Here is a 23803-nt window from a genome sequence, read left to right as displayed (position 1 = left end):
TTTTCCCCGCATTTAATTTGGCCTATGCATACCTTTAAAGTATGACTGGGCCATTTTTGTCTATAGTTCCCCTAATAATCGTCTAGCGTAAGCACTGTAAGGATCGCGTAAAACCGGCTGCGTTCGCGGCGGAGTCAGGACAAAATAGCGGCAATTTTGTACGAGAGATAAAAATGAAAATCCTGCTGGTTGATGATGATGTAGAGCTTGGCACCATGCTGAGCCAATACCTGATTGCGGAAGGCTTTGAAACGCAATTGGTTTTAACCGGAAGCGCCGGTGTTGAAGGTGCGCTGTCGGGTAATTATACCGCGATGATTCTCGATATCATGCTGCCTGATATGAGCGGCATCGATGTGCTGCGTCAGGTGCGCCAGAACAGCCGTTTGCCGGTGATTATGTTGACGGCGAAAGGCGACAACATCGATCGTGTTATCGGCCTCGAAATGGGCGCGGATGATTATATGCCGAAACCGTGTTACCCGCGTGAACTGGTGGCACGTCTGCGTGCCGTGCTGCGGCGCTTTGAAGATCAAACTCCGCTGCCGGATAAGAAAGAGCTGCTGCGCTGGGGCGATCTCAGCCTCAATCCCGCCACACGTATCACCGAATGGCAGGGCAAAGCGTTCGACCTGACGGCTTCAGAATTCAATCTACTGGATCTGCTGCTGCGTGCGCCGGACCGCGTGGTATCGAAAGATGAGCTGTCGGAAAAAGGCCTTGGCCGTCCGCGCGAAGCTTACGATCGTAGCGTTGATGTGCATATCAGCAACATCCGTCAAAAGCTGGCTGCGTTAACCGCCGACAGCGTCAATATTGAAACTGTGCGCAGCATTGGTTATCGCATTCGATGAAACACAGCTATCGCGGCCGCATGTTCTGGAAGATTTTGCTCGGCTTCTGGATTGTGTTTGTCATCATCAGCCAGCTGTTGTGGCTGGGCTTTACGCTCTCCGGTAATCGACATGAGCCGCCCGAGATTGTCGCGATTCGCCGTATCGTTAATCTGCAAATGGCTTCCGCCGTCTCAGTGCTGGAGCGCGGCGGGCTGAGCTCGCTGGATGACATGATGGCGGACTGGGAGCCGAACGATCGTCAGTTTTTCTCCGTCATTCAGCACGATAAACCCGTTACCACGCCGGGCGATGCGCCACCGGAAACCTTTAGCGCACCGTTTCATGGGCCTTTTCCCAATGTGATTGTGCGTTGGGTGAAAGGGCAGGATGGTAAACAGTACGAGTTGCGTTATGACGTTAAAGGCCTGCGTGAAGATAGCTCGATGGGCGGCGGCGGCCCGCGTCGCATCCTGAATATCCCAGAACCGATGTTTACCTTCGCCGGCGCGCTGGGGCTGCTGTTTAGCCTGCTGCTGGCGTGGAACCTGACGCGGCCGATGCGGCAGCTGCGCGAGGGCTTTGCGCGTGTCTCCAGCGGCGATTTGTCGGTGCGGCTCTATCCGGTGATGCGTAAACGCCATGACGAGCTGTCAAACGTTGCGCAGGATTTTGATGCGATGGTGGAGCGCCTCGATACGCTGGTAAAAGCGCGCGAGGAGCTGCTGCATGATATCTCCCACGAGCTACGTTCACCGCTGGCGCGATTGCAGTTGGCGACCGGCTTAGCACGTCAGACCCCAGAATCCGTCGAATCCTCACTCAATCGTATTGATGAGGAGGCTCGGCGCCTCGACAAGATGATTGGTGAGCTGCTGACACTTTCGCGTGCTGAGCACGAGAGTATGCCGGGCGAACAGTATTTCGACCTTACCGGCCTGCTGCATGCGGTGGTGACTGATGTGCGCTACGAGGCGCAAATTCCAGGCGTGAAAGTCGATTTTCAGGTTGATGAGAACGCGGATTACACCGTTCACGGCAATGCAGAGCTGATTCGCCGTGGCGTGGAGAATGTGCTGCGTAATGCGCTGCGTTTCTCGCATAAAGGGCAGCATATCCATGTACGCCTGCAGGCGGAGAATCAGTGGCTGGCGATAAGCGTGCGCGATCAAGGGCCGGGAGTTGACGATGAGAAGCTCTCGAGTATCTTCGACCCGTTTGTCCGCGTGAATTCTCCGCTGATGGGCAAAGGCTACGGCTTAGGGCTTTCAATTGTGCGTAAGGTGATTCTGGCGCATCACGGAGAAGTGCAGGCGGTAAATCGCCCGGAAGGGGGGTTGGAGCTGACATTAAGGTTGCCGCGTTGGAAGCAGGATTGAGGCTTGGTGTTGTCGGTCAGGACGACGGGGCAGATCGTAAAGACGGCATAAACCGTCCCTGGGCCTCGGCTCGCGCCTTCCCTGGCGCGAGACGCTTTACTCCTCTGGCCCGTCGTCCTGACCTCACCTCGCGCATTCAGAACTCTAATTTTTAAGTAAACAAAAACGGCACCCATTGGGTGCCGTTTTACAATTCTCACGAATCAGCCGAAGCTTACTTCTTGATGCGGATAACCGGAGTCTCGCCCACAGTTACCTGACCGGAGAGTTTGATCAGGTCTTTAATCTCGTCCATGTTCGAGATTACAACCGGCGTCAGCGTGGATTTCGCTTTCTCTTCCAGCAGTGCCAGATCAAACTCGATCACCACGTCGCCTTTCTTAACCTTCTGGCCTTCTTCAGCGATGCGTTTGAAACCTTCACCTTTGAGCTCAACCGTGTCGATACCGAAGTGAACAAACAGTTCGATGCCGTTATCAGATTCGATTGAAAATGCGTGGTTAGTTTCGAAAATCTTGCCGATAGTACCATCAACCGGTGCAACCATTTTGTTGCCGGTTGGTTTGATTGCGATACCGTCACCAACGATTTTCTCAGCGAATACCACATCAGGTACGTCTTCGATATTTACGATTTCGCCTGACAGAGGCGCAACGATATCGATAGTGCCTGACGCGCTCTCTGATTTTTCGCCAAAAAGTTTAGAAAACAAACCCATGATCTTCTCCTAAGCAGTAATTTGAGGCTAGCGTCCGTGGATCAGCAGAGCGTTTTTTCTTTAATGAACTTGTTGACCAAATTCATCAAATCATCCGCTGTTGGTTGATCCAGAGCCTGCTCCGCCAATGCCTTCGCATCTTCGAAATTAGTATTACGAATGATTTTCTTGATGCTTGGGATTGAAATGGCGCTCATGCTGAATTCGTCCAGCCCCATTCCCAGTAACAGTAGTGTAGCACGTTCATCACCAGCCAGCTCACCACACATGCCGGTCCATTTCCCTTCGGCATGTGATGCGTCGATCACTTGCTTAATGAGGCCCAGAACAGACGGCGTCATTGGGTTATAGAGGTGTGAAATCAAATCATTACCACGATCGACCGCCAGAGTATACTGCGTCAGGTCATTTGTCCCAATACTAAAGAAGTCGACTTCTTTCGCCAGGTGGCGAGCAATCACTGCGGATGCTGGCGTTTCAACCATGATGCCCACTTCAATGGACTCATCAAAGGATTTGCCTTCTTCGCGCAGTTGCGCTTTCAGCAGCTCGAGCTCGCCTTTCAGAATGCGAACTTCTTCTACTGAAATGATCATTGGGAACATGATGCGCAGTTTACCGAAAGAGGATGCACGCAGAATCGCGCGCAGCTGCGCATGCAGAATCTCTTTGCGGTCCATCGCGATACGAATCGCGCGCCAGCCGAGGAACGGGTTGTCTTCTTTTGGCAGGTTCATGTAAGGCAGATCTTTATCGCCGCCGATGTCCATGGTACGCACGATAACCGCCTGCGAACCCACAGCTTCAGCAACCGCTTTGTATGCCTGGAACTGCTCTTCTTCGGTTGGCAGTGAATCGCGGTCCATAAACAGGAACTCGGTACGATACAAGCCAACACCTTCTGCGCCGTTGCGCTCTGCACCAGCGACATCGCGCACGGTACCGATGTTAGCGCAGACTTCAACCTGATGGCCGTCCAGCGTAATAGCTGGCAGATCTTTCAGTTTCGCCAATTCATGCTTCTCAGAAAGATATTGCGTCTGGATCGCTTTCAGCTCTTCCAGTTCCTGCTCGGAAGGATTGACGTAAATCTTGTTGTTCACGCCATCAATGATCAGGAAATCACCGTTTTTCACGGTGGTGGTCACGTTACCGGTGCCGACAATGGCTGGCAGCTCGAGTGAACGCGCCATGATAGAGGTGTGAGAGGTACGTCCACCAATATCGGTGATAAAGCCCAGCACCTTTTTCAGGTTCAGCTGTGCGGTTTCTGACGGCGTTAAATCTTTCGCCACCAGAATAGATTCTTCAGCAATCGCGCTCAAATCAACAATGTGCAGACCGAGAATGTTCTGCAGCAGACGCTTACCGATATCACGTACGTCAGCCGCACGCTCTTTCAGATATTCGTCATCCAGCTCTTCCAGTGCAACGGCCTGGCCTTCAATCACGGTGTGAGCAGCGGCGTCAGCGGTAGCGTGGTCTTTTTTGATGAGGTCGATGATTTCCTGCTCAAGCTCTTCGTCTTCGAGCAGCATGATGTGACCTTCAAAGATCGCCGCTTTCTCTTCACCGAAGGTTTCACCGGCTTTAATGCGAATGGCTTCGAGCTGTGAAGCAGCTTTGCTGCGTCCATCGAGGAAGCGCTGAACTTCCTGCTCAACCTGATCGTCAGTAATTTTTTTACGGCTAATGACGATCTCATCTTCCTTCAGCAAAAGTGCGTTGCCGAAAGCGATACCCGGTGATGCTAAAATGCCTGAAATCATAACCCTACCTTTTAATCACGATGGCTCATTGACCCGATGCGTCGCCACTGTCGCGGAGCAGTACTCTAAAGATGCAATAACGCGGACAGGTTGTCCGCGATCAAGATATTTGCACTCAATGGGGCAAAGGGGTCGGTTTAGTTGCGAACTGAGCCGGTTACTCCAGCTCAGCCATCAGCTTGACCAGGTGCTCAACCGCATTCTGCTCGTCTTCACCTTCGGCAGACAGCGTAACAACCGTACCTTGCGTCAGACCCAAAGTCTGCAGTTTGAACAGGCTTTTCGCGCTGGCAGATTTGCCATTGGAGGTCACAGTGATTTCTGACTGGAAAGCCTTTGCTTCTTTAACGAACTGGGCTGCAGGACGAGTATGAAGGCCGTTAGGTGCGGTAATGGTAACTTCTTGCTGGAACATTCTATTTCCCCAACTTTATCAGGTTTGGTGTTATGGATCTAAAGTCTAGCCTGGAGCCGTAACTTTAGCCTGCGTAGGTGCGCTGGTATGGTTTTAAGCTCACCATAAAATGCGCTCGAATGAGTACGTCATTAACAGTGACAGATCAAAAACTGCACGAATGCGTCACTCTTCTCATTATGCCGTGATTCGCCGTTACGCCAAATCAGTAAATCGATTCAGCTTGATCCACTTCAAAGGCAGATTAATTTCAGGCACCGAAATAATTGGAAGCTTAAATACCAGAGCCGCATCACTGAAAGCAATCTGTCTGGTGATAAAAGTGGGATCTGCACCACAAAAAAGCACCCATGCGGGTGCTTTTTTCGTCAGTTTCAGACTTTGAGCATCACTGCTGCAGTTCTTTCTCAGTGAAGAGGTCGGCAAACAGTGCGGTACTTAAATAGCGTTCGCCGGAGGAGGGCAGGATCACCACGATGTTCTTGTTGGCGAAGGCTTCATCCTCTTGCAGCTTCAGTGCAGCGGCAACGGCAGCACCTGAAGAGATACCTGCCAGAATGCCTTCTTCTTCCATCAGCTGACGTGCGGTGCTAATGGCTTCTTCGTTGGTGATGGCGATTACGCGGTCAATCAATTTCAGGTCAAGGTTGCCAGGAATGAAACCGGCACCAATGCCCTGAATTTTATGTGGACCCGGTTTGATCTCTTCGCCCGCCAGCGCCTGAGCGATGACCGGTGAATCGGTTGGCTCAACGGCAACGGTAATCAGCTCTTTCTTGCCTTTAGTGTTCTTGATGTAGCGGCTCACGCCAGTCAGCGTACCGCCGGTGCCCACGCCTGCGATGAACACGTCAACTTCACCATCGGTATCTTCCCAGATTTCTGGGCCGGTGGTTTTTTCGTGGATTTCCGGGTTGGCTGGGTTGCTGAACTGCTGCAGCAGCACATATTTATCCGGATCGCTGGCGACAATCTCTTCCGCCTTCGCGATGGCACCTTTCATGCCTTTTGGACCTTCGGTCAGCACCAGGTTAGCACCCAACGCTTTCAGCAGCTTGCGGCGCTCAATAGACATGGTTTCTGGCATGGTCAGCGTCAGCTTGTAACCGCGCGCTGCGGCAACGTAAGCCAGCGCAATACCGGTATTACCGCTGGTGGGTTCCACCAGTTCAACGCCCGGCTTCAAAATACCGCGTTTTTCCGCGTCCCAAATCATATTGGCACCGATACGGCATTTGATGCTGAAGCTCGGGTTGCGCGACTCGACCTTAGCCAGAATGCGGCCGTTACCGATGCGGTTCAGTCGAACCAGCGGCGTATGACCAATTGTCAGAGAGTTGTCTTCATAGATCTTACTCATAGCTCGTCCTTAACTGTATGAAATATTGGGAACCCTCAGAGCATACCTGTTCTAATGATGTGCGGAAGGAAAGAAATCGCATATCTATATAGCGCACAACCATAAGCCTTACGCAAAAATGCATAAGGCATTTTAAAGCTTTAGCGGCGCGCATGTTGTGCATAATAACGATCGACCCACATGGCCGTTGCTCCGCATACCGCCACTGGCAGAATCGCCAGATTGATAATCGGGATCATGGTGAACAGGCTCACCAGCGCACCAAACTGCATATTGGCGCTTTTGTGCTGGCGCAGCGCCTGACGCATCTGCTGAAAACTCACTTTGTGGTTATCAAAGGGGTAATCGCAATACTGCACGGACAGCATCCACGCACTGAATAAAAACCATAGAACCGGTGCCACCGTTTGTCCAAATCCAGGGATGAAGTGCAGCAACAGCAAACCAAGCGCACGCGGCAAATAGTAGCCAAGCTTCTGTAACTCTCGCTTCATGATGCGCGGTACATCTTTAACCATGGCCATCCAGCCACTATCGGGCAGTGGCGTTCCGGTCAATCGCCCTTCAAGCTGTTCGGCGAGCAAGCCACAGAAGGGCGCGGCAATCAGGTTCGCCAGCGTCGAAAAGAAGTAACTGAACACTAACACAATCGAAATCACCGATAGCGGCCACAGCAGATAACTTAGCCACTGCAACCAGTCGGGGATATGTGACATCAATGCTGGGATCCACTGCCCCAAACGCTGAAACAACCAGATAAAAGCACCGCCAAGCAGCACGATGTTGATCAGTAGCGGCATGATAACGTAGCGACGAATTCCGGGCAGGCGCACCAGTTTCCATCCTTCAGCGAAGTAGTGAACACCATTAAAAGTTGAGACCGAATTTCCTGCGGGCATAGCGAGCCTTTCTCCTAAATATAGCGGCGCGACCATCATAACCTGGCTTTTTGTCGGCTTCAGGCCTGCTTTGCGCGAAAAAACAGCAAAAAAGCGTGGGGCAGCTATCTAATTTGTCAGAAAATACTGCACAGACTTGCACTTGTTTAGCTGGGCAAATACAGTTAGAGGATAAAGTTTGCCGTGGTGGCAAGGTATTGGAACAACAGAGAATACAATGATGCAGGATTTGCGTCTGATATTAATCGTTGTTGGCGCGATCGCCATAATAGCGCTGCTACTTCATGGACTGTGGACCAGCCGTAAAGAGCGCTCCTCCGTGTTTCGTGATCGCCCGCACAAACGTCTGAAACAGCGCGAAGAAGCCGATGAAGATCTGCTGAGCGAAGAAGATGATGGCGTCGGCGAAGTCCGTGTACGTCGTCATCGTGATGCGGATGAAGAACCTGAATTCACTGCGCGTCCAGCGAGCGCACCGCGTGCGCCTGAACCTGTGCGTCAACCGGCATCACGTCAGGCCGACCCGTTATTGGGCGATCCTTTGTTGGATGACGAACCTGAAGTGCGTAAGCCAGTGGCGCCGCAAGCGCCCATGGCGAAGCCAACGTCAGCGCCTGCACCACAACCGATTCAGGCCGATCCGCTGCTGGATAACGAACCGCTTTCCGCAACGCAGCCTGCGCCAGAGTTCCAAGCGGCAGAAGAGCCAGAATTCGAACCTGAAGCGCCAGTCGCACATCAACCGGAAGCGCCACAGCCAGCGGCTGCTGCGCCGGGCAGTAAAAAAGAAGCCGTATTAGTGCTGCACGTTGCTGCACACGCGGGCGGCGAACTGAACGGTGAAGCGCTGTTGCAGGGAATTCTGCAGGCCGGATTCCAGTTTGGTGAGATGAACATTTTCCATCGCCATCTTAGCCCAGCAGGCAGCGGTCCGGTGCTGTTTAGCCTGGCGAACATGGTGAAACCGGGTTCATTCGATCCGGATCAGATGGGCAACTTCTCAACGCCTGGCATCTCCATCTTTATGATGGTGCCGTCGTACGGCGATGCGAACCAGAACTTCAAACTGATGCTGCAATCCGCGCAGCGTATCGCTGATGATGTGGGCGGCGTGGTGCTGGATGATGAGCGTCGCATGATGACGCCGCAGAAGCTGGAAACCTACAAAACGCGTATTCGCGAAGTTATCGGTTAATCGCCGCTAGCTGAGTCAAAACAAATACAACCCCCGCATGTCGGGGGTTTTTTATCGGATAAGAGACTATGAAATCGGTTCAGGAGCAGATTACCGCGCTGCGCACCACGTTACGTCACCACGAATATCTCTACCACGTGATGGATACGCCGGAGATTCCGGATGCAGAGTATGACCGATTGATGGTTCAGCTGCGCGAGCTGGAAAGCGCTCATCCTGACTTGATTACGCCTGATTCCCCGACACAACGCGTGGGCGCGGCACCGCTGGCGGCTTTTGAGCAAGTGCGTCATGAAGTGCCGATGTTGTCGCTGGATAACACCTTTGATGAAGCGGGCTTCCTTGCCTTCAATAAACGCGTGCAGGATCGCCTTAAAAGCACTGACGAATTGACTTATTGCTGCGAGCTCAAGCTGGATGGCTTAGCGGTGAGTTTGCTGTATGAAGATGGCCTGCTGGTGCGCGCGGCGACACGTGGAGATGGCACTACCGGGGAAAACATCACGGCGAACGTGCGTACTATTCACGCCATTCCGCTGCGTCTGCATGGCGATAACATTCCCGCACGCGTTGAAGTGCGTGGCGAAGTATTCATCACCGAAAGCGGCTTTGAAAAGCTGAATGAAGAAGCACGCCGCACCGGCGCGAAAGTCTTTGCAAACCCCCGTAACGCAGCGGCAGGTTCGCTGCGTCAGCTCGATCCGCGCATTACCGCCAAACGTCCGCTGACCTTCTTCTGCTACGGTTTTGGTCTGCTGGAAGGCGGTGAAATGCCCGCCAGCCATTGGCAACGTCTGCAACAGTTTAAGGCGTGGGGATTACCGGTCACCGATCGTATTCGCCTGGCACACAGCGCCGATGAAGTGTTGGCGTTTTATCGTCAGGTTGAGCAAGAGCGCCCGTCGCTCGGCTTCGACATTGATGGCGTGGTTATCAAGGTCGATTCACAGGCGCTGCAGGAGCAGCTCGGCTTTGTGGCGCGCGCACCGCGCTGGGCAGTGGCCTTTAAATTTCCGGCGCAGGAACAGATGACGTTCGTGCGCGATGTCGAATTCCAGGTAGGCCGCACCGGCGCGATTACGCCAGTGGCGCGACTGGAGCCGGTTCAGGTTGCCGGTGTTGTGGTGAGCAACGCAACTTTGCATAACGCTGATGAAATCGCCCGATTGGGATTGCGCATCGGCGACAAAGTGGTGATTCGCCGCGCCGGTGATGTGATTCCGCAAGTGGTCAATGTGGTGGAATCGGAGCGCCCGGAAGAGACGCGTGAAATCGTTTTTCCAAGTCATTGCCCGGTGTGCGGTTCAGACGTTGAACGCGTGGAGGGGGAAGTGGTGACGCGCTGCACCGGTGGTCTGATTTGTGGCGCGCAGCGCAAAGAAGCGCTCAAACATTTCGTTTCGCGTCGTGCGATGGATGTTGATGGCATGGGCGACAAAATCATCGATCAGCTGGTTGAGAAAGAGTACGTCTTAACGCCCGCCGATCTGTTCCGTCTTACCGCCGGTAAGCTAACCGGACTCGATCGCATGGGGCCGAAATCGGCGCAGAACGTGGTTGATGCGCTGGAAAAGGCCAAATCCACCACGCTGGCGCGTTTCCTCTATGCGCTGGGTATTCGTGAAGTCGGCGAAGCTACCGCCGCTAACCTTGCCAATCACTTTGGCGAGCTGGAAAAAGTGATGAACGCCGATCTTGATGCGCTAATTGAAGTGCAGGATGTCGGCAAAGTGGTGGCGACACATGTGCGTAATTTTATGGATGAAGAGAGCAACCGCGCCGTTATTCGCGATCTCACCGAAGAGATTGGCGTGCATTGGCCAAAGGTTGAAGTGGTCAATGTCGAAGAGATTGATAGTCCGTTTGCCGGTAAAACCGTGGTTTTGACCGGCTCTCTGTCGCAGATGAACCGTGATGATGCCAAAGAACGTTTGGTGGCGCTGGGCGCTAAAGTGAGCGGCAGCGTGTCGAAGAAAACCGATTTGCTGATTGCGGGTAAAGCGGCCGGTTCCAAGCTGGCGAAAGCGCAGGAACTCGGCATTGCGGTGATCGACGAAGCGGAAATGATTCGCCTGCTCGGAGCCTAACGTGGATAAACAGCAACTGGTTGAAATCGCCAATACCGTGATGCCGTTCGGCAAGTACAAGGGCAGAGTGCTGATTGATGTACCGGAGGAGTATTTGCTGTGGTTCGCCCGTAAAGATGAATTTCCGGCCGGTAAGTTAGGCGAACTGATGCAGCTGACGCTGACGATTAAGATCGAAGGTCTGGAAGGTTTAATTAAACCGCTCAAGCGCAGTGAATAACAAAACGGCCCGCATTTGCGGGCCGTTTTACTTAGGACTTCTGCGCTTCGACTTGCTGCTGCGCCAGCCGTTTTTCATTGCCGGCTTTATAGCGCTGGGCAATGAAAGAACACACCATTAACTGCACCTGATGGAAGATCATCAGCGGCAGCACGATAATCCCCACGGAACTGGCCGGGAACAGGATGTTGGCCATCGGCACACCGTTCGCCAGACTCTTTTTCGAGCCACAGAACAGCACCACAATCTCATCCGCACGGCTAAAGCCAAACAAGCGCGATGCCGCCAGGTTAATCGCCAGTGCAATAAACAGTACCAGCACGCTGCCAACCAGAATCCACAGCAACGTATCCACGCCAACGCGATGCCAGATGCCGTTCACTACCGCTTCGCTGAACGCGGAGTAAACCACCAGCAGAATTGAGGTTTGGTCGGTTTTACCAATCAGGCTGCGATGTTTCTCAACCCACGCGCCAATCCAGCGACGCGACAAATGTCCTAAAACAAACGGCACCAGCAGTTGCAGCATGATTTTACCAATCTGCTCCAGGCCGTTGCCCGGCATTTCGCTATGCACATTCATTACCAGATTCACCAGCAGCGGCGAAACAAAAACGCCGAGCAGGCTGGATGCCGAAGCTGCGCATACCGCTGCGGCGACGTTACCGCCCGCCATTGAGGTGAAGGCGATAGACGACTGCACGGTCGCCGGCAGAATACACAGATAGATAAAGCCGGTGTAGATTTCCGGGCTGACGTTAACCGGATGCCACCAGACAATCAGCAAACCAATAATCGGGAAAATCACAAAGGTGCTGCACATAATCCACAAGTGCAAACGCCAGTGGCTGCTGCCGGCAATGATCTTCTCGCGTGACAGTTTGGCGCCATGCATAAAGAACAGCAGCGCAATGGCGGCGGTGGTCAGATATTCAAAGATGTCGACAAACACGCCTTTGGCAGGAACGAAGCTGGCCAGCAGCACGGTGATGATGAGTTTAATCATCATCGGATCGAGGCGTAAAAATCCCATTGTTAAAATCCGGTTAAATTTAAAAAATTGATGGTGCTAATTGTGCGCCCGCTGGGTTTAGAAATAAAATTGATTTATTGCATCAATCTATGAGCGATATCGATGAATTACACTTTACGTCAGCTGCGAACCTTTGTGGCGGTGGCGCATCACGGCAGCTTCAGTCTGGCGGGTCAAGCGATTGGTTTGAGTCAGTCGGCGGTAAGTCACAGCATTAAAGAGCTGGAAGCGGAAATGGGCGTACGTTTGCTGGATCGCACCACGCGAGAAGTGATGCTGACCGAAGCGGGGCAGCAGTTGGCCACGCGGCTTAATCGTTTATTGGAAGATCTCAATACCACGGTGTTGGATGTGCGCAGTTATGGCGAACAGCGCAGTGGCACGGTGCGTGTTGCCGCCAGCCAAACACCTTCTGCCCATCTTATGCCGCAGTGTCTGGCCAGCAGCCAGCAGCGCTATCCGGATATCCGTGTCATCCTGCATGACCGCGTGCAGCAATGGGTGCTGCAAAGCGTACGTAATGCGGAGGTCGATTTTGGCATTGTGATTGGCCCGCTCAACGACACCGATTTCGATAGCGAAGAGATTTTGCAGGAGCCTTTTTTGCTGCTGTGTCATGAAGATGACGAGCTGGCGCAAATTGAGCAGGCGCAGTGGTCGATGCTGGCCGGACGCAATATGGTGCTGCAGGATTATGCTTCTGGCAGCCGCGTATTAGTTGATGCCGCGCTGCAACAGCTGGCATTGAGTGTGAATGTGGTGCAGGAAATCGGCCATCCCGCCACGCTTTATCCAATGGTGGAAGCGGGGATTGGCATCAGTATTCTGCCCGCGCTGGCCTTGCCGTTGCCGTCAGGACGCAAACTCACGGTGCGACGTCTCTATCCGGAAATTAATCGCAGCCTGATGCTGATCAAGCGTAAAAACCGCTCGCTGACACCCGCCGCAGAAGCGATCTGGCAGGAAGTGCGTCAGCAGGCGGCTCTGCTGACGCAACAACGCATGCTAAAGCCGGCGTTTTAAACGTACACGTTGATCTGATTGGTATCGGTTGGACGGTTGATACCATCGGCTTTGTTCGCCGCTGGTTGCTGAGCTTCCTGTTTCTGCTGCGCTTTCTCGGCTTGCTGCTGCTCAATCTGCGCGATTTGCGCTTCAATCATTTGAATCTGTGATTGCAGCATCTGCTCCTGTTCCGATTTTTGTTCATCGGTGAGCGTATCGTCGCTGGAAAGATCTTTCAGCTGCTTGGTGATGGATTGAATCTGCTTGTTAAGGCTGGCGATTTCTGAGGTCGATCCGCCGCCGCTACTTGCGGTGCTGACACTACTAACGCTGGATATAGACATGGTTTTCTCCTTGCAATAGACCATTATCGTTATCGGTCAAAGCATAAGGAGGCTTGAGGGCAGGGAGTGTTAAGCTTGCGAAAAGATGTGTTGGGATTTGGCGAGCGTGAGGACAAATTCTACGCATAGCAAAAAGGCGCCTTTAGGGCGCCTTTCTACATTGGTGGGTCGTGCAGGATTCGAACCTGCGACCAATTGATTAAAAGTCAACTGCTCTACCAACTGAGCTAACGACCCGAAGTGGTGGGTGATGACGGGCTCGAACCGCCGACCCCCTCCTTGTAAGGGAGATGCTCTACCAACTGAGCTAATCACCCACTTCGTACTGCTTAACAAGAGTGTCATCTGACTAAGATATGGTGGGTGATGACGGGCTCGAACCGCCGACCCCCTCCTTGTAAGGGAGATGCTCTACCAACTGAGCTAATCACCCATATCTTATCTCTTGTTCACTGCGGGCCATCTTTAAACCTTCTAAAGAGTGGTGGGTGATGACGGGCTCGAACCGCCGACCCCCTCCTTGTAAGGGAGATGCTCTACCAACTGAGCTAATCACCCCCGCTGTGTGGAGTCGCATTATAGGGATCCTTCAAAGTGAGTCAACGGTTTTTAAAACTTAAATGTGCGTTCGCTTTAAAAATAATCATCGTGGGGTGCTTTTCGCCAATGTGCTGGTTTTATTAGCAGAAAAGCGCACAGCAAACCGGGATGCCACCGCGACAATCATTGAGGAATCAGCCTCACCTGCTAGAATGTGCGCACTGTTTTTTCGCGTTAACCCGTTTTTTTGTCATCCAGACAATGAAACCTGCGCATTTAAGGCAATGCTGAATGAAAATCAAAACTCGCTTCGCACCCAGCCCAACCGGCTATCTGCACGTAGGCGGTGCTCGTACTGCTCTTTACTCCTGGCTTTATGCTCGCCATAACAAGGGCGAATTTGTTCTGCGTATCGAAGATACCGATCTGGAGCGTTCCACACCGGAAGCCATTGAAGCCATCATGGATGGTATGAACTGGCTGAGCCTTAACTGGGATGAAGGTCCGTATTATCAGACCAAGCGTTTTGATCGCTACAACGCGGTGATCGACGACATGCTGGAAGCGGGCACGGCCTATAAATGCTACTGCAGTAAAGAACGTCTTGATGCGCTGCGTGAAGAGCAGATGGAAAAGGGCGAAAAGCCGCGTTACGACGGCCGCTGCCGCGACAGCCATGAACATCACGCTGCTGATGAGCCGTGCGTGGTGCGCTTCCGCAACCCGCAGGATGGTTCTGTCATCTTTGACGATCAGATTCGTGGCCCGATTGAATTCAGCAATCAGGAGCTGGATGATCTGATCATTCGTCGTACCGACGGTTCGCCAACCTACAACTTCTGTGTAGTAGTGGATGACTGGGATATGGGCATCACTCACGTGATTCGTGGTGAAGACCATATCAACAACACGCCACGCCAGATCAACATCCTGAAAGCGATCGGTGCAGAAGTGCCAACCTATGCGCACGTCTCAATGATCCTTGGCGATGACAGTAAGAAGCTGTCTAAGCGTCATGGCGCTGTCGGTGTGATGCAGTATCGCGATGACGGTTATCTGCCGGAAGCGCTGCTCAACTATCTGGTGCGCCTCGGCTGGTCACATGGCGATCAGGAGATTTTCAGCGTGGCGGAAATGGCAGAGCTGTTCACACTGGATGCGGTGAGCAAATCGGCCAGTGCTTTCAACACTGAAAAATTGCAGTGGCTGAACCATCACTACATTAATACGCTGCCGCCAGAATATGTTGCTACGCAGCTGCAATGGCACATTGAGCAGCAGAAGATTGATACCCGCACTGGTCCAGAACTGGCCAAGCTGGTTACCTTGCTGAGCGAGCGTTGCAAAACTCTGGTAGAGATCGCGGCATCTTGCCGTTACTTCTATGAAGAGTTTGAAGCCTTTGATGCTGACGCGGCGAAGAAGCATCTGCGTCCGGTCGCGCGTCAGCCGCTGGAAGTGGTACGCGACAAACTGGGCGCCATCAGCGACAGCAACTGGAACGCTGAGAATGTACATCATGCAATTCAGTCTGCGGCAGATGAGCTGGAGCTGGGCATGGGTAAAGTTGGAATGCCATTGCGTGTGGCGGTGACCGGTTCAGGCCAGTCACCGGCGCTGGATGTGACGGTAGAAGCGATTGGACGCAGCCGCAGCGTTGCGCGTATTGAGAAAGCGCTGGCATTCATCGCTGAGCGTGAAGCAAACGCATAATATGAAAAAGCCGGAAGCATCTGCTTCCGGCTTATTTATGCTTCCTGAATCCCCAGACGTTCCAGTACGCCTCGAATTCCCTCCCGCAGTAACAACGCCGCAAATTGCTCTTGCTCCGCTGCCGTCATTTGCTGGACAGAATTTATTAATAACGCAGGTAACGTATTTTGTTGTGCACCGTAATTAGCCGCGGGTTCGTTAGCGTGGCGGGTGGATTGAACAAAGCTCTTTACGCGCTCATCAATGTGGATCAATCGCGCTTTACCGCCCTGAACACCGGGCTTTGGCGTGGTTGTCCAGTTTTCACGCTTGATCCATTTATTCACCGTTTGCCGACTGTAGCCCGTTTCCAGCGCGAGCTCCTCGGGAGTAAGCCATTCCTTTTTCACGATGCAGTCCCTGTTAAATACATTAGTTCTACATATTACAACAAAACGTAACGGGGAAAAGTAACCTGGGTAGAAAATGCCTTCTGTACTCCAACAAAAGGCAAAATTCGGTTATTGTGCTTCGCTCACTGCGGGTTGTTCCGGACGGAAAGCGATGAAATAGGTGAGACCAACAAAAATTGCACCACCCACGCCGTTACCAAGGAACACCGCAATCACGTTTGGCGCAAATTCCGCCCAGCTCATCTGACCGGCAAAAATCGCCGCCGGAACAATAAACATGTTAGCGACAACGTGCTGGAAGCCAATCGCCACGAACGCCATCACCGGGAACCACATACCGAAGATTTTACCCACCACATCTTTACTGGCGAAGGCGAGCCACACCGCCAGACACACCAGCCAGTTGCAGCCCACGCCGGAAATAAAGGCGTGCAGGAAATCGGCATTCACTTTAGCGTGCGCAATTGCCACGGTTTTCTTCAGGTAATCGCCCTCGGTCATGCCCAGCATGTGACCAAAAAACCATGCTACCGCAACGCTGCCAATAAAATTAGCGACGGTCACCCAAAACCAGTTACGCAGTACGCTGAAGCCACTGATGCGACGCGCGAACCAGGCGATGGGCATCGTCATCATATTGCCGGTCAGCAGCTCACCGCCCGCCAGCACCGTCATGATCAAACCAACCGGGAACACCGCTGCGCCGAGCAGCACGCCGAATGAGCCCCATTCAGCAGGCAGTTGGTTAATGACATGCAGATCAAGCAGGAAACCGGTAGCGATAAACGCACCGGCCATAAAGCCAAGAATTAACAAGGTGGAGATAGGAAGGCGGCTTTTAGTCACGCCAGCTTGAATCGCCAGTTGGGCGATCTCTTTAGGTGTATGCAGCGACATAATTCACTTTTCTTATATGGATTAATGGGGGACGTTGCTGGCCGGTCATTGAGAGAACACCCTGGCAGGATGACCGGTTAATTAGCGCGCTAAGTTTTACACGCACTTTTAACGAAAACAAGACCGCTCCTAACATCTTTAACCTTAAATTAACGCTGGGTTGAGGTTGGGTTTGGTGAGTATTGTTAAATAGCGCATATAAACAGAGGCAATATGGGATGAAGTGTTGAAAAAAAAGCCATGCCGACGCGGGGTTGACGCCTTTTTCAGCGATCAAACACAGATCAAGAATTTGACGTTGACACTCATGAGGCGGTTTCATATTATCCCGTCCGTCGAGTTTACTCGGCAGTTTTTCGGTTCGGGGGTATAGCTCAGCTGGGAGAGCGCTTGCATGGCATGCAAGAGGTCAGCGGTTCGATCCCGCTTATCTCCACCAAACCGCTCCCAACGGTTTGACCGAAAAATGATTTCCAGATGTGGGGGTATAGCTCAGCTGGGAGAGCGCTTGCATGGCATGCAAGAGGTCAGCGGTTCGATCCCGCTTATCTCCACCAAATCTCTGTTCATTCTGAACACATTCAAAAAAATCACCTTCTAAACGCAACGCATTTAACTGCGGTTTTGTCGTTTCGTAGGGTCGCCATTTATGGCGACCAATCTGCATGAGAGCAATGCCCCCACAGAATACGCTATCAGACGGTTGCTACCTGCGGCTGCAATTGCAGCACACGGAAACCGTGCGTGCCATCGCGATCCAGCTGCGCCACTAAACCGTATTCCCAGTCCAGATAAGCCTGCATCACGCCTGCTTCAATATCGGTACCTTCATACGGGCGACGATAGCGATCAATAGCCGGTGACAGCAGATGCTGTTCTCCTTGCTCCGTCGGCAAACCCGCACCACGCCAGGCAGCGTTACCGCCTTCCAGCACAAACACCGGTTTACCGGTCAGCTCAGCCACCTGTTCCACCGCATAGCCTGCCAGCAGGCTGCTGCCACAGGTTAATACATAGCGACGCGCCTCCGGCAACAACGCTTTGCCTTGCTGCTGCAGGGTAGAGCGCAGCAACCAGGCCGCACCCGGAATATGGTTGTTGAGATGGTTTGCGCGCGTGGTGAAATCCAGCACCTGCGTTTGCCCTTCCTGCAACCATTCCGCTAACTGCTGCGGTGAGATGAATTCGGGTTGAGCGACGGGCGGCACCTGCGCTTTCCAGTTTCCGCTTTCACTGAAATCACTGGACTGCAGCTCGTCCAGCACCGAAACCTGCCAGCCAAGCTGCGCCAGCCAGGATGCGGTCATATTGGCGCGCACGCCATCATCATCAATCAGCACGATGCGCGCACCGCGTACGCTGGCGTAATGATCGGTCTCCTGCACCAATTGGCCCCCTGGCACGTGATGGCTGCCCGGCAGATGCCCGGCGGCGTACTCGTCGGCATCACGCACATCAAACAGATAAGTGGTGCGCGTCTCCTGCTGCCAGCGTTTCAGCGTGGCGAGTGGGATACGTTCCACACCGGCGCGATCGGCGATGCTGCGCGCATTACTCGCCGCCTGACGCTGGGCGGTTTCGCTGGTCTCGCCGTAGCGGCGCGCCTGGCCTTGATCCAGAGCATGTCCGGCCAGCGTCCAGCCGATGGTACCATTGCGCAGCGCGAACACCGGATTGCGAATCCCGGCGTTCACCAGCGATTGCGTACCGATGATGCTGCGTGTGCGACCGGCACAGTTAACAATCACCGTGGTCTCCGGCGACGGCGCGATATCACGCACGCGCAGCACCAGCTCACCGCCCGGCACGCTGGTAGCGCCTGGAATACTCATGGTTTGATATTCATCGAAACGGCGTGCATCCAGCACCACCACGTTAGCATCGCTGTTAATCAGCTGATGCACGTCGTCCGCTGACAAAGAGGGCGTGTGATTGTGATGCTCAACCAGCTCGCCAAACGCTTTGCTGGGTGAATTCACGTCGATAAACAGTTCGCCGCCCGCCGCTTGCCAGCCGGCCAAATCATTTGCCAGCAGCGCGACATTGCTGTAACCCAGTGCGGCAATGCGCTCGGCGGCGGTTTGTGCCAGGCCTTCGCCACCGTCATACAGCGTGATGGCGGTGGTGCGCTGCGGAATGCGGTCGAGCAGCTCAAGCTCCAGTTTTGACAGCGGAATATTCACCGCAAACAGCGGATGCGCGGTGGCAAACAGCGCTTCATCGCGCACATCGACAATCGCCACTTCCTGCTGCTGACGCAGCGCATCAATAAGTTCCGCCGCCTGGCGTAAAGGGAAAACCGGTTTAGTCATGTGAAAGGTCCCAAATGTTCGGTAAGTAACGGTTGCTGTAACCGGAGATAAACGTTTTTTCGCTGCCGTCTTCGCGGTAGACCGCGCGTTTGACCGCGCCAATGTTGGCGCCATAAACGTGAATGCTGATGGAGACGCGATCGTCATAGGCGTTGCTGACGCGATGGATATCGCCCACCGTTGGCGATACCGCTTCAACGCTGCCAGGATCGAGTCGAACGGGAGCGCCTTCCGGCTGCAATCCGTTCGGCCCCGGCTGCCAGGATTGTGAAATTTCCGCGCCGCGCATCATGCCAATCAATCCCCATACGCGATGGTCGTGAATTGGCGTTTGCTGGCCCGGCCCCCAAACGAAACTCACCACCGAGAAGCGCTGCTGCGCATCGGCATATAACAAATATTGCTGATAGTGTTCGGGATGAGGTTGAGTAAAGGCGTCGTCCAGCCAGTCGTCGTGGCGAATCAGCTCGCCAAGCCACTCGCTGCCACGTTGTAACACCGTGGCTTCCTCGGGCTTTGTCTCCAGCAGATTAGCCAGATTGGCGACGAAATCGCGCAGACGATGGTGCTGATAATGGCTCATCAGACTGAGGCGCTCCTTTTATCGGCGGCGGAGAGCGCATGGACTTTCTCGCGCGTCAGCGGGATCAGCTCACGGCCATATTCCACTGCATCGTTAAGCGGGTCGAAGCCGCGAATCAGTACGCTATGGATGCCAAGGCGATAATATTCCAGCAGCGCATCGGAGACTTGTTCCGGTGTTCCCACCAGCGCGGTGGAGTTGTAGCCGCCCTGAACCAGTTTTGCGACGCCGGTCCACAACACTTTATCCAGACGATCGCCTTCATTGGCGGCGGCGAGTAAACGCTGTGCGCCAACGCTCTGCGGTTTCGCCTTGCCAAAGGCAAAGCCAGTTTCGTTGAGCTGTTTCTCTGCCGTAGCGCGGATGTGTTCCGCGCGTTCCCAGGCTTCTTTCTCCGTTTTGCCAAGAATCGGGCGGAACGAAATGTTGAAGTTGATTTCGCGCCCCTGTCTGGCAGCAGCAGCGCGCACGTTGCGTACCGTCTCCTCAGCACCTTTCAGCGGTTCGCCCCACAGCGCAAACACATCGGCATGCCGTGCAGCGACATCAATCGCTTCCTGCGACGATCCGCCAAAATAGATAGGCAGTTTTTTCTGCAACGGTTTGATGGCCGAAAACGCCTGTTCGACCTGATAAAAAGGACCTTGATGATCGTACGGCTGCGCAGATTCGAGGCTCTGCTTCAACACGGTGAGAAACTCATTGCTGCGCGCATAACGCTCGGCTTTGTTGAGGAAGTCACCGTCGCGGCGCTGCTCGGCATCGCTACCGCCGCTAATAATGTGCACCGCTAAACGGCCGTCGGTGAGGTGATCAAGGGAAGCCAGTTTGCGCGCCGCTAATGTCGGCGAGACAAAGCCGGGGCGATGCGCCAGCAAAAATTTCAGCGTTGAGGTGTGCGCCGCCGCGTGCGCGGTCACCAGAAAGCCATCCGGCTGATCCGACCAATAGCCCACCAGAATGCGATCAAAACCAGCGTCTTCATGCGCACGCGCAAAACGTGCAATGTACTCTTTATCGAACAGCGGGCCGCTAGCCGGGATAATCTCGGAGGCGAGGCGGTGGCCAATCATGCCAAGGAATTGAATGCTCATGCGGTTCTCCTGAAGTGACGTCATGGAGAAAAACTACGGGCGCAGGCGGTATGAACGGAAATTCAATATTGTGCAAAGGTTTTGCGTTTCACGGTGAAGCGGGTGATGGCGGGGGAAAAGCCGGGGCGAGGCGGGATAGAACCGATTGAAATAAATAAGAAGAGAAGGGCGAGCCGTAGCTCGCCCCTTTGATCAGAAGGCCAACACCAGGCCGGCGATAGCGGCTGACAGCACGCTCACCAGCGTTGAACCGTACAGCAGTTTCAGACCAAAGCGTGAAACCACGTTACCTTGCTCTTCGTGCAGACCTTTAATCGCGCCCGCCACAATCCCGATAGAAGAGAAGTTAGCAAAGGAGACGAGGAACACCGAGAGAATGCCTTCCGAGTGCGGTGACAGCTGACCAGCGATTTTCTGCAGATCCATCATCGCCACGAATTCGTTGGAAACCAGTTTGGTTGCCATGATGCTGCCCACTTGCAGCGCTTCGTGTGAAGGAACGCCCATCACCCACGCAAATGGATAGAACACATAACCCAGCACGCCCTGGAAGCTGATGCCGAAAATCAGATCGAACAGCGCGTTCAGACCGGTGATTAAGGCGATAAAACCAATCAGCATCGCAGCGACGATCATCGCTACTTTAAAACCGGCGAGGATGTATTCGCCCAGCATTTCGAAGAAGCTCTGGCCTTTATGCAGATCCTGCAATTGCAGATCTTCTTCACTATCGACGCGGTACGGGTTAATCAGCGACAGCACGATAAAGGTGCTAAACATGTTCAATACCAGCGCGGCCACTACATATTTTGGCTGCAGCATGGTCATGTAGGCGCCGACAATTGACATGGAAACCGTCGACATGGCGGTCGCTGCCATGGTGTACATGCGGCGCTGTGACATTTTGCCGAGGATATCTTTATAGGCGATAAAGTTTTCTGACTGTCCCAAAATCAGAGAGCTTACGGCGTTGAAAGATTCCAGTTTGCCCATACCGTTTACTTTTGACAGTACGGTACCAATACCGCGAATCACCCAAGGTAAGATGCGGAAGTGCTGCAAAATACCAATCAACGCAGAGATAAAGATGATTGGGCAAAGCACGTTGAGGAAGAAGAAGGCGAGACCTTTTTCACTCATATTGCCAAACACGAAGTTGGTGCCTTCGGCGGCATATTTGAGCAGATGATCAAAGAACCCAGCGAAGCCCTGCACGAAGCCGAGACCGATGGAGGAGTTCAGGAAGAACCACGCCAACAACAATTCGATCACCAGAAGCTGTACGATAAAACGAAGACGGATGCTTTTACGATCGTTGCTGACCAGCAAGGCCAGCACCGCTACCACCACTAGTGCTAAAATAAAATGCAAAACATGGGACATGTCGGCTCCAAATTTGAGGAGGGTTGTATTTTGTTGCGTATTCTATGTAACGCGTTACTTAAAAACGAGATCAAAACCACATTATAAGTATTCGCTATCGCGATTTTTCTCAGATAAGTCTGGCCGCTCACAACCCCATTACAAATCCATCACAAGAAATATCCACAAAAACATTGTCTATAAAATGACCCAAGAGTAGAGTCATTTGCGTTGCGAGTATTTTTGGCAAGAACGGGCTTTACCGCAATGTATAGCAATGGCTATACTTCATAGCACCATCTATTAATACAATAACTATAACCACATTTCATCTGCCTTGAATGCCCCTTAAGCTGGTCGGGTCAACAAGTGTTAAGACAGGGTAAAACTATGCTAGAAAGCCGCACCGCTGAGCGCGCCGCTCGCGGAGCCAGAAAGATTAAACTCGCGCTGCTGGGTCCCGCTTTTATTGCGGCGATTGGCTATATCGATCCCGGCAACTTCGCGACCAACATTCAGGCCGGTGCCGCCTACGGCTACAAGCTGTTGTGGGTGGTGGTGTGGGCCAACGTTATGGCGATGCTGATCCAGCTGATGTCCGCCAAGCTCGGCATTGCCACCGGCAAAAATCTTGCAGAACACATCCGCGATCGCTTTCCGCGTCCGGCGGTGTGGTTCTATTGGGTGCAGGCGGAAATCATCGCCATGGCCACCGATCTCGCTGAATTTATCGGCGCGGCGCTCGGCTTCAAGCTGTTACTCGGCATTTCGCTGCTGCAGGGCGCGGTGTTAACCGGTATCGCAACTTACCTGATTCTGATGCTGCAAAGTCGCGGCCAAAAGCCACTGGAATTGGTGATTGGCGGCCTGCTGCTGTTTGTGGCGGCGGCGTATATCGTGGAGCTGTTTTTCTCCCAGCCGAAAGTCAGTGAGCTGGTGGTTGGCATGGCGCTGCCATCGTTGCCGACGTCGGACGCGGTCTTCCTCGCCGCTGGCGTGTTAGGTGCCACCATTATGCCGCACGTCATTTATCTGCACTCGGCGCTGACGCAGCACGGTAATAAAGGCAGCAAGGCGCAACGCTACAGCTCAACCAAACTGGATGTGGCGATTGCCATGACTATCGCTGGCTTTGTGAATCTGGCGATGATGGCAACCGCTGCTGCGGCATTTCACTTTAGCGGCCACTCCAGCATCGTCGATCTCGATCAGGCTTACTTAACGCTGCAACCGTTGTTGGGCGAAGCGGCGGCGATTGTGTTTGGTTTGAGTTTGGTGGCTGCCGGTCTCTCTTCAACCGTGGTCGGCACGCTGGCGGGACAAGTGGTGATGCAGGGCTTTATTCGTTTCCACATTCCGCTGTGGTTCCGCCGCACTATCACCATGTTGCCCTCATTTATTGTCATCTGGGCGGGCTGGGATCCCACGCGCATTCTGGTAATGAGCCAGGTGTTGCTGAGTTTCGGTATTGCGCTGGCGCTAATTCCGCTGTTGTCCTTCACCGGCAACCGCGAATTGATGGGTGATGAGATGGTGAACTCGCGCCTGATGCAGAATGCTGGACGGCTGATTGTGGTGCTGGTCATCGCCCTCAATCTCTACTTGCTGGTCGGCGAAGCGCTTGGTTGGTAACAGCGCTACAAAAGAAAAATC

The 23803-nt window shown here is 53.4% G+C and carries 21 protein-coding genes and 6 tRNA genes; 10 read left to right on the top strand and 17 right to left on the bottom strand.

Annotation, left to right across the window (positions count from 1 at the left end):
* Positions 1-173 precede the first annotated feature (173 nt).
* Positions 174-854, top strand: coding sequence for a response regulator transcription factor (locus tag NQH49_RS13825; RefSeq protein WP_008107810.1), 681 nt, complete (start codon positions 174-176; stop codon positions 852-854).
* On the top strand, positions 851-2212 hold the full coding sequence (locus NQH49_RS13820; RefSeq protein ID WP_256697044.1) for an ATP-binding protein: 1362 nt from the start codon (positions 851-853) through the stop codon (positions 2210-2212). Before NQH49_RS13825 ends, NQH49_RS13820 begins: the two co-directional genes overlap by 4 nt.
* Before the next feature lie 214 nt (positions 2213-2426).
* On the opposite strand, the gene crr is transcribed toward NQH49_RS13820, so the two are convergent.
* The 5 genes from crr to cysZ all read right to left on the bottom strand — a co-directional run bounded on the left by crr (position 2427) and on the right by cysZ (position 7373).
* Entirely contained in the window at positions 2427-2930 is a 504-nt protein-coding gene (crr, locus tag NQH49_RS13815; RefSeq protein WP_008107804.1) for a PTS glucose transporter subunit IIA, read from the bottom strand.
* 41 nt (positions 2931-2971) lie between these two features.
* The gene (gene ptsI / locus NQH49_RS13810) at positions 2972-4699 is read right to left on the bottom strand and encodes a phosphoenolpyruvate-protein phosphotransferase PtsI (RefSeq protein ID WP_008107802.1); all 1728 of its coding nucleotides are present in this window, start codon (positions 4697-4699) and stop codon (positions 2972-2974) included.
* A gap of 157 nt (positions 4700-4856) precedes the next feature.
* Positions 4857-5114 (bottom strand): phosphocarrier protein Hpr, encoded by a 258-nt coding sequence (ptsH, locus tag NQH49_RS13805; protein ID WP_008107792.1) that lies wholly within the window; start codon positions 5112-5114, stop codon positions 4857-4859.
* Positions 5115-5502: 388 nt separating this feature from the next.
* On the bottom strand, positions 5503-6474 hold the full coding sequence (cysK, locus tag NQH49_RS13800) for a cysteine synthase A (RefSeq protein ID WP_008107790.1): 972 nt from the start codon (positions 6472-6474) through the stop codon (positions 5503-5505).
* Positions 6475-6614: 140 nt separating this feature from the next.
* Entirely contained in the window at positions 6615-7373 is a 759-nt protein-coding gene (gene cysZ / locus NQH49_RS13795; protein ID WP_256697043.1) for a sulfate transporter CysZ, read from the bottom strand.
* Between the two features lie 217 nt (positions 7374-7590).
* On the opposite strand from cysZ, the gene zipA reads away from it, so the two are divergent.
* The 3 genes from zipA to NQH49_RS13780 all read left to right on the top strand — a co-directional run bounded on the left by zipA (position 7591) and on the right by NQH49_RS13780 (position 10875).
* Complete coding sequence (zipA, locus tag NQH49_RS13790) at positions 7591-8568, top strand: cell division protein ZipA (RefSeq protein WP_256697042.1); 978 nt, start codon at positions 7591-7593, stop codon at positions 8566-8568.
* Between the two features lie 68 nt (positions 8569-8636).
* A complete protein-coding gene (ligA, locus tag NQH49_RS13785; RefSeq protein WP_256697041.1) occupies positions 8637-10655 on the top strand; it encodes an NAD-dependent DNA ligase LigA in 2019 nt (672 codons plus the stop codon).
* A gap of 1 nt (position 10656) precedes the next feature.
* Positions 10657-10875, top strand: a complete 219-nt coding sequence (locus NQH49_RS13780; RefSeq protein WP_008107783.1) for a DUF3820 family protein — start codon at positions 10657-10659, stop codon at positions 10873-10875.
* Positions 10876-10906: 31 nt separating this feature from the next.
* On the opposite strand, the gene NQH49_RS13775 is transcribed toward NQH49_RS13780, so the two are convergent.
* The gene (locus tag NQH49_RS13775; RefSeq protein ID WP_256697040.1) at positions 10907-11908 is read right to left on the bottom strand and encodes a bile acid:sodium symporter family protein; all 1002 of its coding nucleotides are present in this window, start codon (positions 11906-11908) and stop codon (positions 10907-10909) included.
* A gap of 102 nt (positions 11909-12010) precedes the next feature.
* Between NQH49_RS13775 and NQH49_RS13770 the strand changes: the two genes are divergently transcribed.
* Entirely contained in the window at positions 12011-12931 is a 921-nt protein-coding gene (locus NQH49_RS13770) for a LysR family transcriptional regulator (protein ID WP_256697038.1), read from the top strand.
* On the opposite strand, the gene NQH49_RS13765 is transcribed toward NQH49_RS13770, so the two are convergent.
* The 5 genes from NQH49_RS13765 to NQH49_RS13745 form a co-directional block, all read right to left on the bottom strand.
* Positions 12928-13257, bottom strand: a complete 330-nt coding sequence (locus tag NQH49_RS13765; RefSeq protein WP_154155757.1) for a FlxA-like family protein — start codon at positions 13255-13257, stop codon at positions 12928-12930. The two genes, NQH49_RS13770 and NQH49_RS13765, sit on opposite strands and share 4 nt — an antisense overlap.
* 161 nt (positions 13258-13418) lie before the next feature.
* Positions 13419-13494 (bottom strand) — tRNA-Lys (locus NQH49_RS13760).
* Between the two features lie 4 nt (positions 13495-13498).
* Positions 13499-13574, bottom strand: a tRNA-Val gene (locus tag NQH49_RS13755).
* A 40-nt stretch (positions 13575-13614) separates the two neighbouring features.
* Positions 13615-13690: transfer RNA gene (locus NQH49_RS13750), tRNA-Val, on the bottom strand.
* Positions 13691-13739: 49 nt separating this feature from the next.
* A tRNA-Val gene (locus NQH49_RS13745) sits at positions 13740-13815 on the bottom strand.
* Positions 13816-14088: 273 nt separating this feature from the next.
* Between NQH49_RS13745 and gltX the strand changes: the two genes are divergently transcribed.
* A complete protein-coding gene (gene gltX / locus NQH49_RS13740; protein ID WP_256697037.1) occupies positions 14089-15510 on the top strand; it encodes a glutamate--tRNA ligase in 1422 nt (473 codons plus the stop codon).
* A gap of 35 nt (positions 15511-15545) precedes the next feature.
* On the opposite strand, the gene NQH49_RS13735 is transcribed toward gltX, so the two are convergent.
* The gene (locus NQH49_RS13735; RefSeq protein WP_256697036.1) at positions 15546-15899 is read right to left on the bottom strand and encodes a YfeC-like transcriptional regulator; all 354 of its coding nucleotides are present in this window, start codon (positions 15897-15899) and stop codon (positions 15546-15548) included.
* Between the two features lie 111 nt (positions 15900-16010).
* Positions 16011-16799 (bottom strand): formate/nitrite transporter family protein, encoded by a 789-nt coding sequence (locus tag NQH49_RS13730; RefSeq protein ID WP_256697035.1) that lies wholly within the window; start codon positions 16797-16799, stop codon positions 16011-16013.
* Positions 16800-17162: 363 nt separating this feature from the next.
* On the opposite strand from NQH49_RS13730, the gene NQH49_RS13725 reads away from it, so the two are divergent.
* Together NQH49_RS13725 and NQH49_RS13720 are read left to right on the top strand one after the other, a co-directional pair.
* Positions 17163-17238, top strand: a tRNA-Ala gene (locus NQH49_RS13725).
* A 42-nt stretch (positions 17239-17280) separates the two neighbouring features.
* Positions 17281-17356 (top strand) — tRNA-Ala (locus NQH49_RS13720).
* A 138-nt stretch (positions 17357-17494) separates the two neighbouring features.
* Here the strand turns inward: NQH49_RS13720 and NQH49_RS13715 are convergent.
* The 4 genes from NQH49_RS13715 to NQH49_RS13700 form a co-directional block, all read right to left on the bottom strand.
* Positions 17495-19111 (bottom strand): rhodanese homology domain-containing protein, encoded by a 1617-nt coding sequence (locus tag NQH49_RS13715; RefSeq protein ID WP_256697034.1) that lies wholly within the window; start codon positions 19109-19111, stop codon positions 17495-17497.
* On the bottom strand, positions 19104-19694 hold the full coding sequence (locus NQH49_RS13710; RefSeq protein ID WP_256697033.1) for a cysteine dioxygenase family protein: 591 nt from the start codon (positions 19692-19694) through the stop codon (positions 19104-19106). The genes NQH49_RS13715 and NQH49_RS13710 overlap by 8 nt, the downstream gene beginning before the upstream one ends.
* A complete protein-coding gene (locus NQH49_RS13705) occupies positions 19694-20788 on the bottom strand; it encodes an LLM class flavin-dependent oxidoreductase (RefSeq protein ID WP_256697032.1) in 1095 nt (364 codons plus the stop codon). The genes NQH49_RS13710 and NQH49_RS13705 overlap by 1 nt, the downstream gene beginning before the upstream one ends.
* Positions 20789-20980: 192 nt before the next feature.
* A complete protein-coding gene (locus NQH49_RS13700) occupies positions 20981-22171 on the bottom strand; it encodes a NupC/NupG family nucleoside CNT transporter (protein ID WP_008101354.1) in 1191 nt (396 codons plus the stop codon).
* 369 nt (positions 22172-22540) lie between these two features.
* On the opposite strand from NQH49_RS13700, the gene NQH49_RS13695 reads away from it, so the two are divergent.
* Entirely contained in the window at positions 22541-23782 is a 1242-nt protein-coding gene (locus NQH49_RS13695) for an Nramp family divalent metal transporter (RefSeq protein WP_008101352.1), read from the top strand.
* Positions 23783-23803: the final 21 nt, after the last annotated feature.

This window comes from Pantoea trifolii, assembly GCF_024506435.1.
GTDB classification, from domain to species: Bacteria; Pseudomonadota; Gammaproteobacteria; order Enterobacterales; family Enterobacteriaceae; genus Pantoea; species Pantoea trifolii.
Note: the sequence above shows the minus strand (reverse complement) of the source record. Positions and strands in the feature narration are given on the sequence as shown.

Bases quoted from the DNA above. Each gene is read 5' to 3' on its own strand.
- NQH49_RS13825 (WP_008107810.1), top strand. From the start codon at position 174: ATGAAAATCCTGCTGGTTGATGATGATGTAGAGCTTGGCACCATGCTG.
- NQH49_RS13820 (WP_256697044.1), top strand. From the start codon at position 851: ATGAAACACAGCTATCGCGGCCGCATGTTCTGGAAGATTTTGCTCGGC.
- crr (WP_008107804.1), bottom strand. From the start codon at position 2,930: ATGGGTTTGTTTTCTAAACTTTTTGGCGAAAAATCAGAGAGCGCGTCA.
- ptsI (WP_008107802.1), bottom strand. From the start codon at position 4,699: ATGATTTCAGGCATTTTAGCATCACCGGGTATCGCTTTCGGCAACGCA.
- ptsH (WP_008107792.1), bottom strand. From the start codon at position 5,114: ATGTTCCAGCAAGAAGTTACCATTACCGCACCTAACGGCCTTCATACT.
- cysK (WP_008107790.1), bottom strand. From the start codon at position 6,474: ATGAGTAAGATCTATGAAGACAACTCTCTGACAATTGGTCATACGCCG.
- cysZ (WP_256697043.1), bottom strand. From the start codon at position 7,373: ATGCCCGCAGGAAATTCGGTCTCAACTTTTAATGGTGTTCACTACTTC.
- zipA (WP_256697042.1), top strand. From the start codon at position 7,591: ATGATGCAGGATTTGCGTCTGATATTAATCGTTGTTGGCGCGATCGCC.
- ligA (WP_256697041.1), top strand. From the start codon at position 8,637: ATGAAATCGGTTCAGGAGCAGATTACCGCGCTGCGCACCACGTTACGT.
- NQH49_RS13775 (WP_256697040.1), bottom strand. From the start codon at position 11,908: ATGGGATTTTTACGCCTCGATCCGATGATGATTAAACTCATCATCACC.
- NQH49_RS13770 (WP_256697038.1), top strand. From the start codon at position 12,011: ATGAATTACACTTTACGTCAGCTGCGAACCTTTGTGGCGGTGGCGCAT.
- NQH49_RS13765 (WP_154155757.1), bottom strand. From the start codon at position 13,257: ATGTCTATATCCAGCGTTAGTAGTGTCAGCACCGCAAGTAGCGGCGGC.
- gltX (WP_256697037.1), top strand. From the start codon at position 14,089: ATGAAAATCAAAACTCGCTTCGCACCCAGCCCAACCGGCTATCTGCAC.
- NQH49_RS13730 (WP_256697035.1), bottom strand. From the start codon at position 16,799: ATGTCGCTGCATACACCTAAAGAGATCGCCCAACTGGCGATTCAAGCT.
- NQH49_RS13715 (WP_256697034.1), bottom strand. From the start codon at position 19,111: ATGACTAAACCGGTTTTCCCTTTACGCCAGGCGGCGGAACTTATTGAT.
- NQH49_RS13710 (WP_256697033.1), bottom strand. From the start codon at position 19,694: ATGAGCCATTATCAGCACCATCGTCTGCGCGATTTCGTCGCCAATCTG.
- NQH49_RS13705 (WP_256697032.1), bottom strand. From the start codon at position 20,788: ATGAGCATTCAATTCCTTGGCATGATTGGCCACCGCCTCGCCTCCGAG.
- NQH49_RS13700 (WP_008101354.1), bottom strand. From the start codon at position 22,171: ATGTCCCATGTTTTGCATTTTATTTTAGCACTAGTGGTGGTAGCGGTG.
- NQH49_RS13695 (WP_008101352.1), top strand. From the start codon at position 22,541: ATGCTAGAAAGCCGCACCGCTGAGCGCGCCGCTCGCGGAGCCAGAAAG.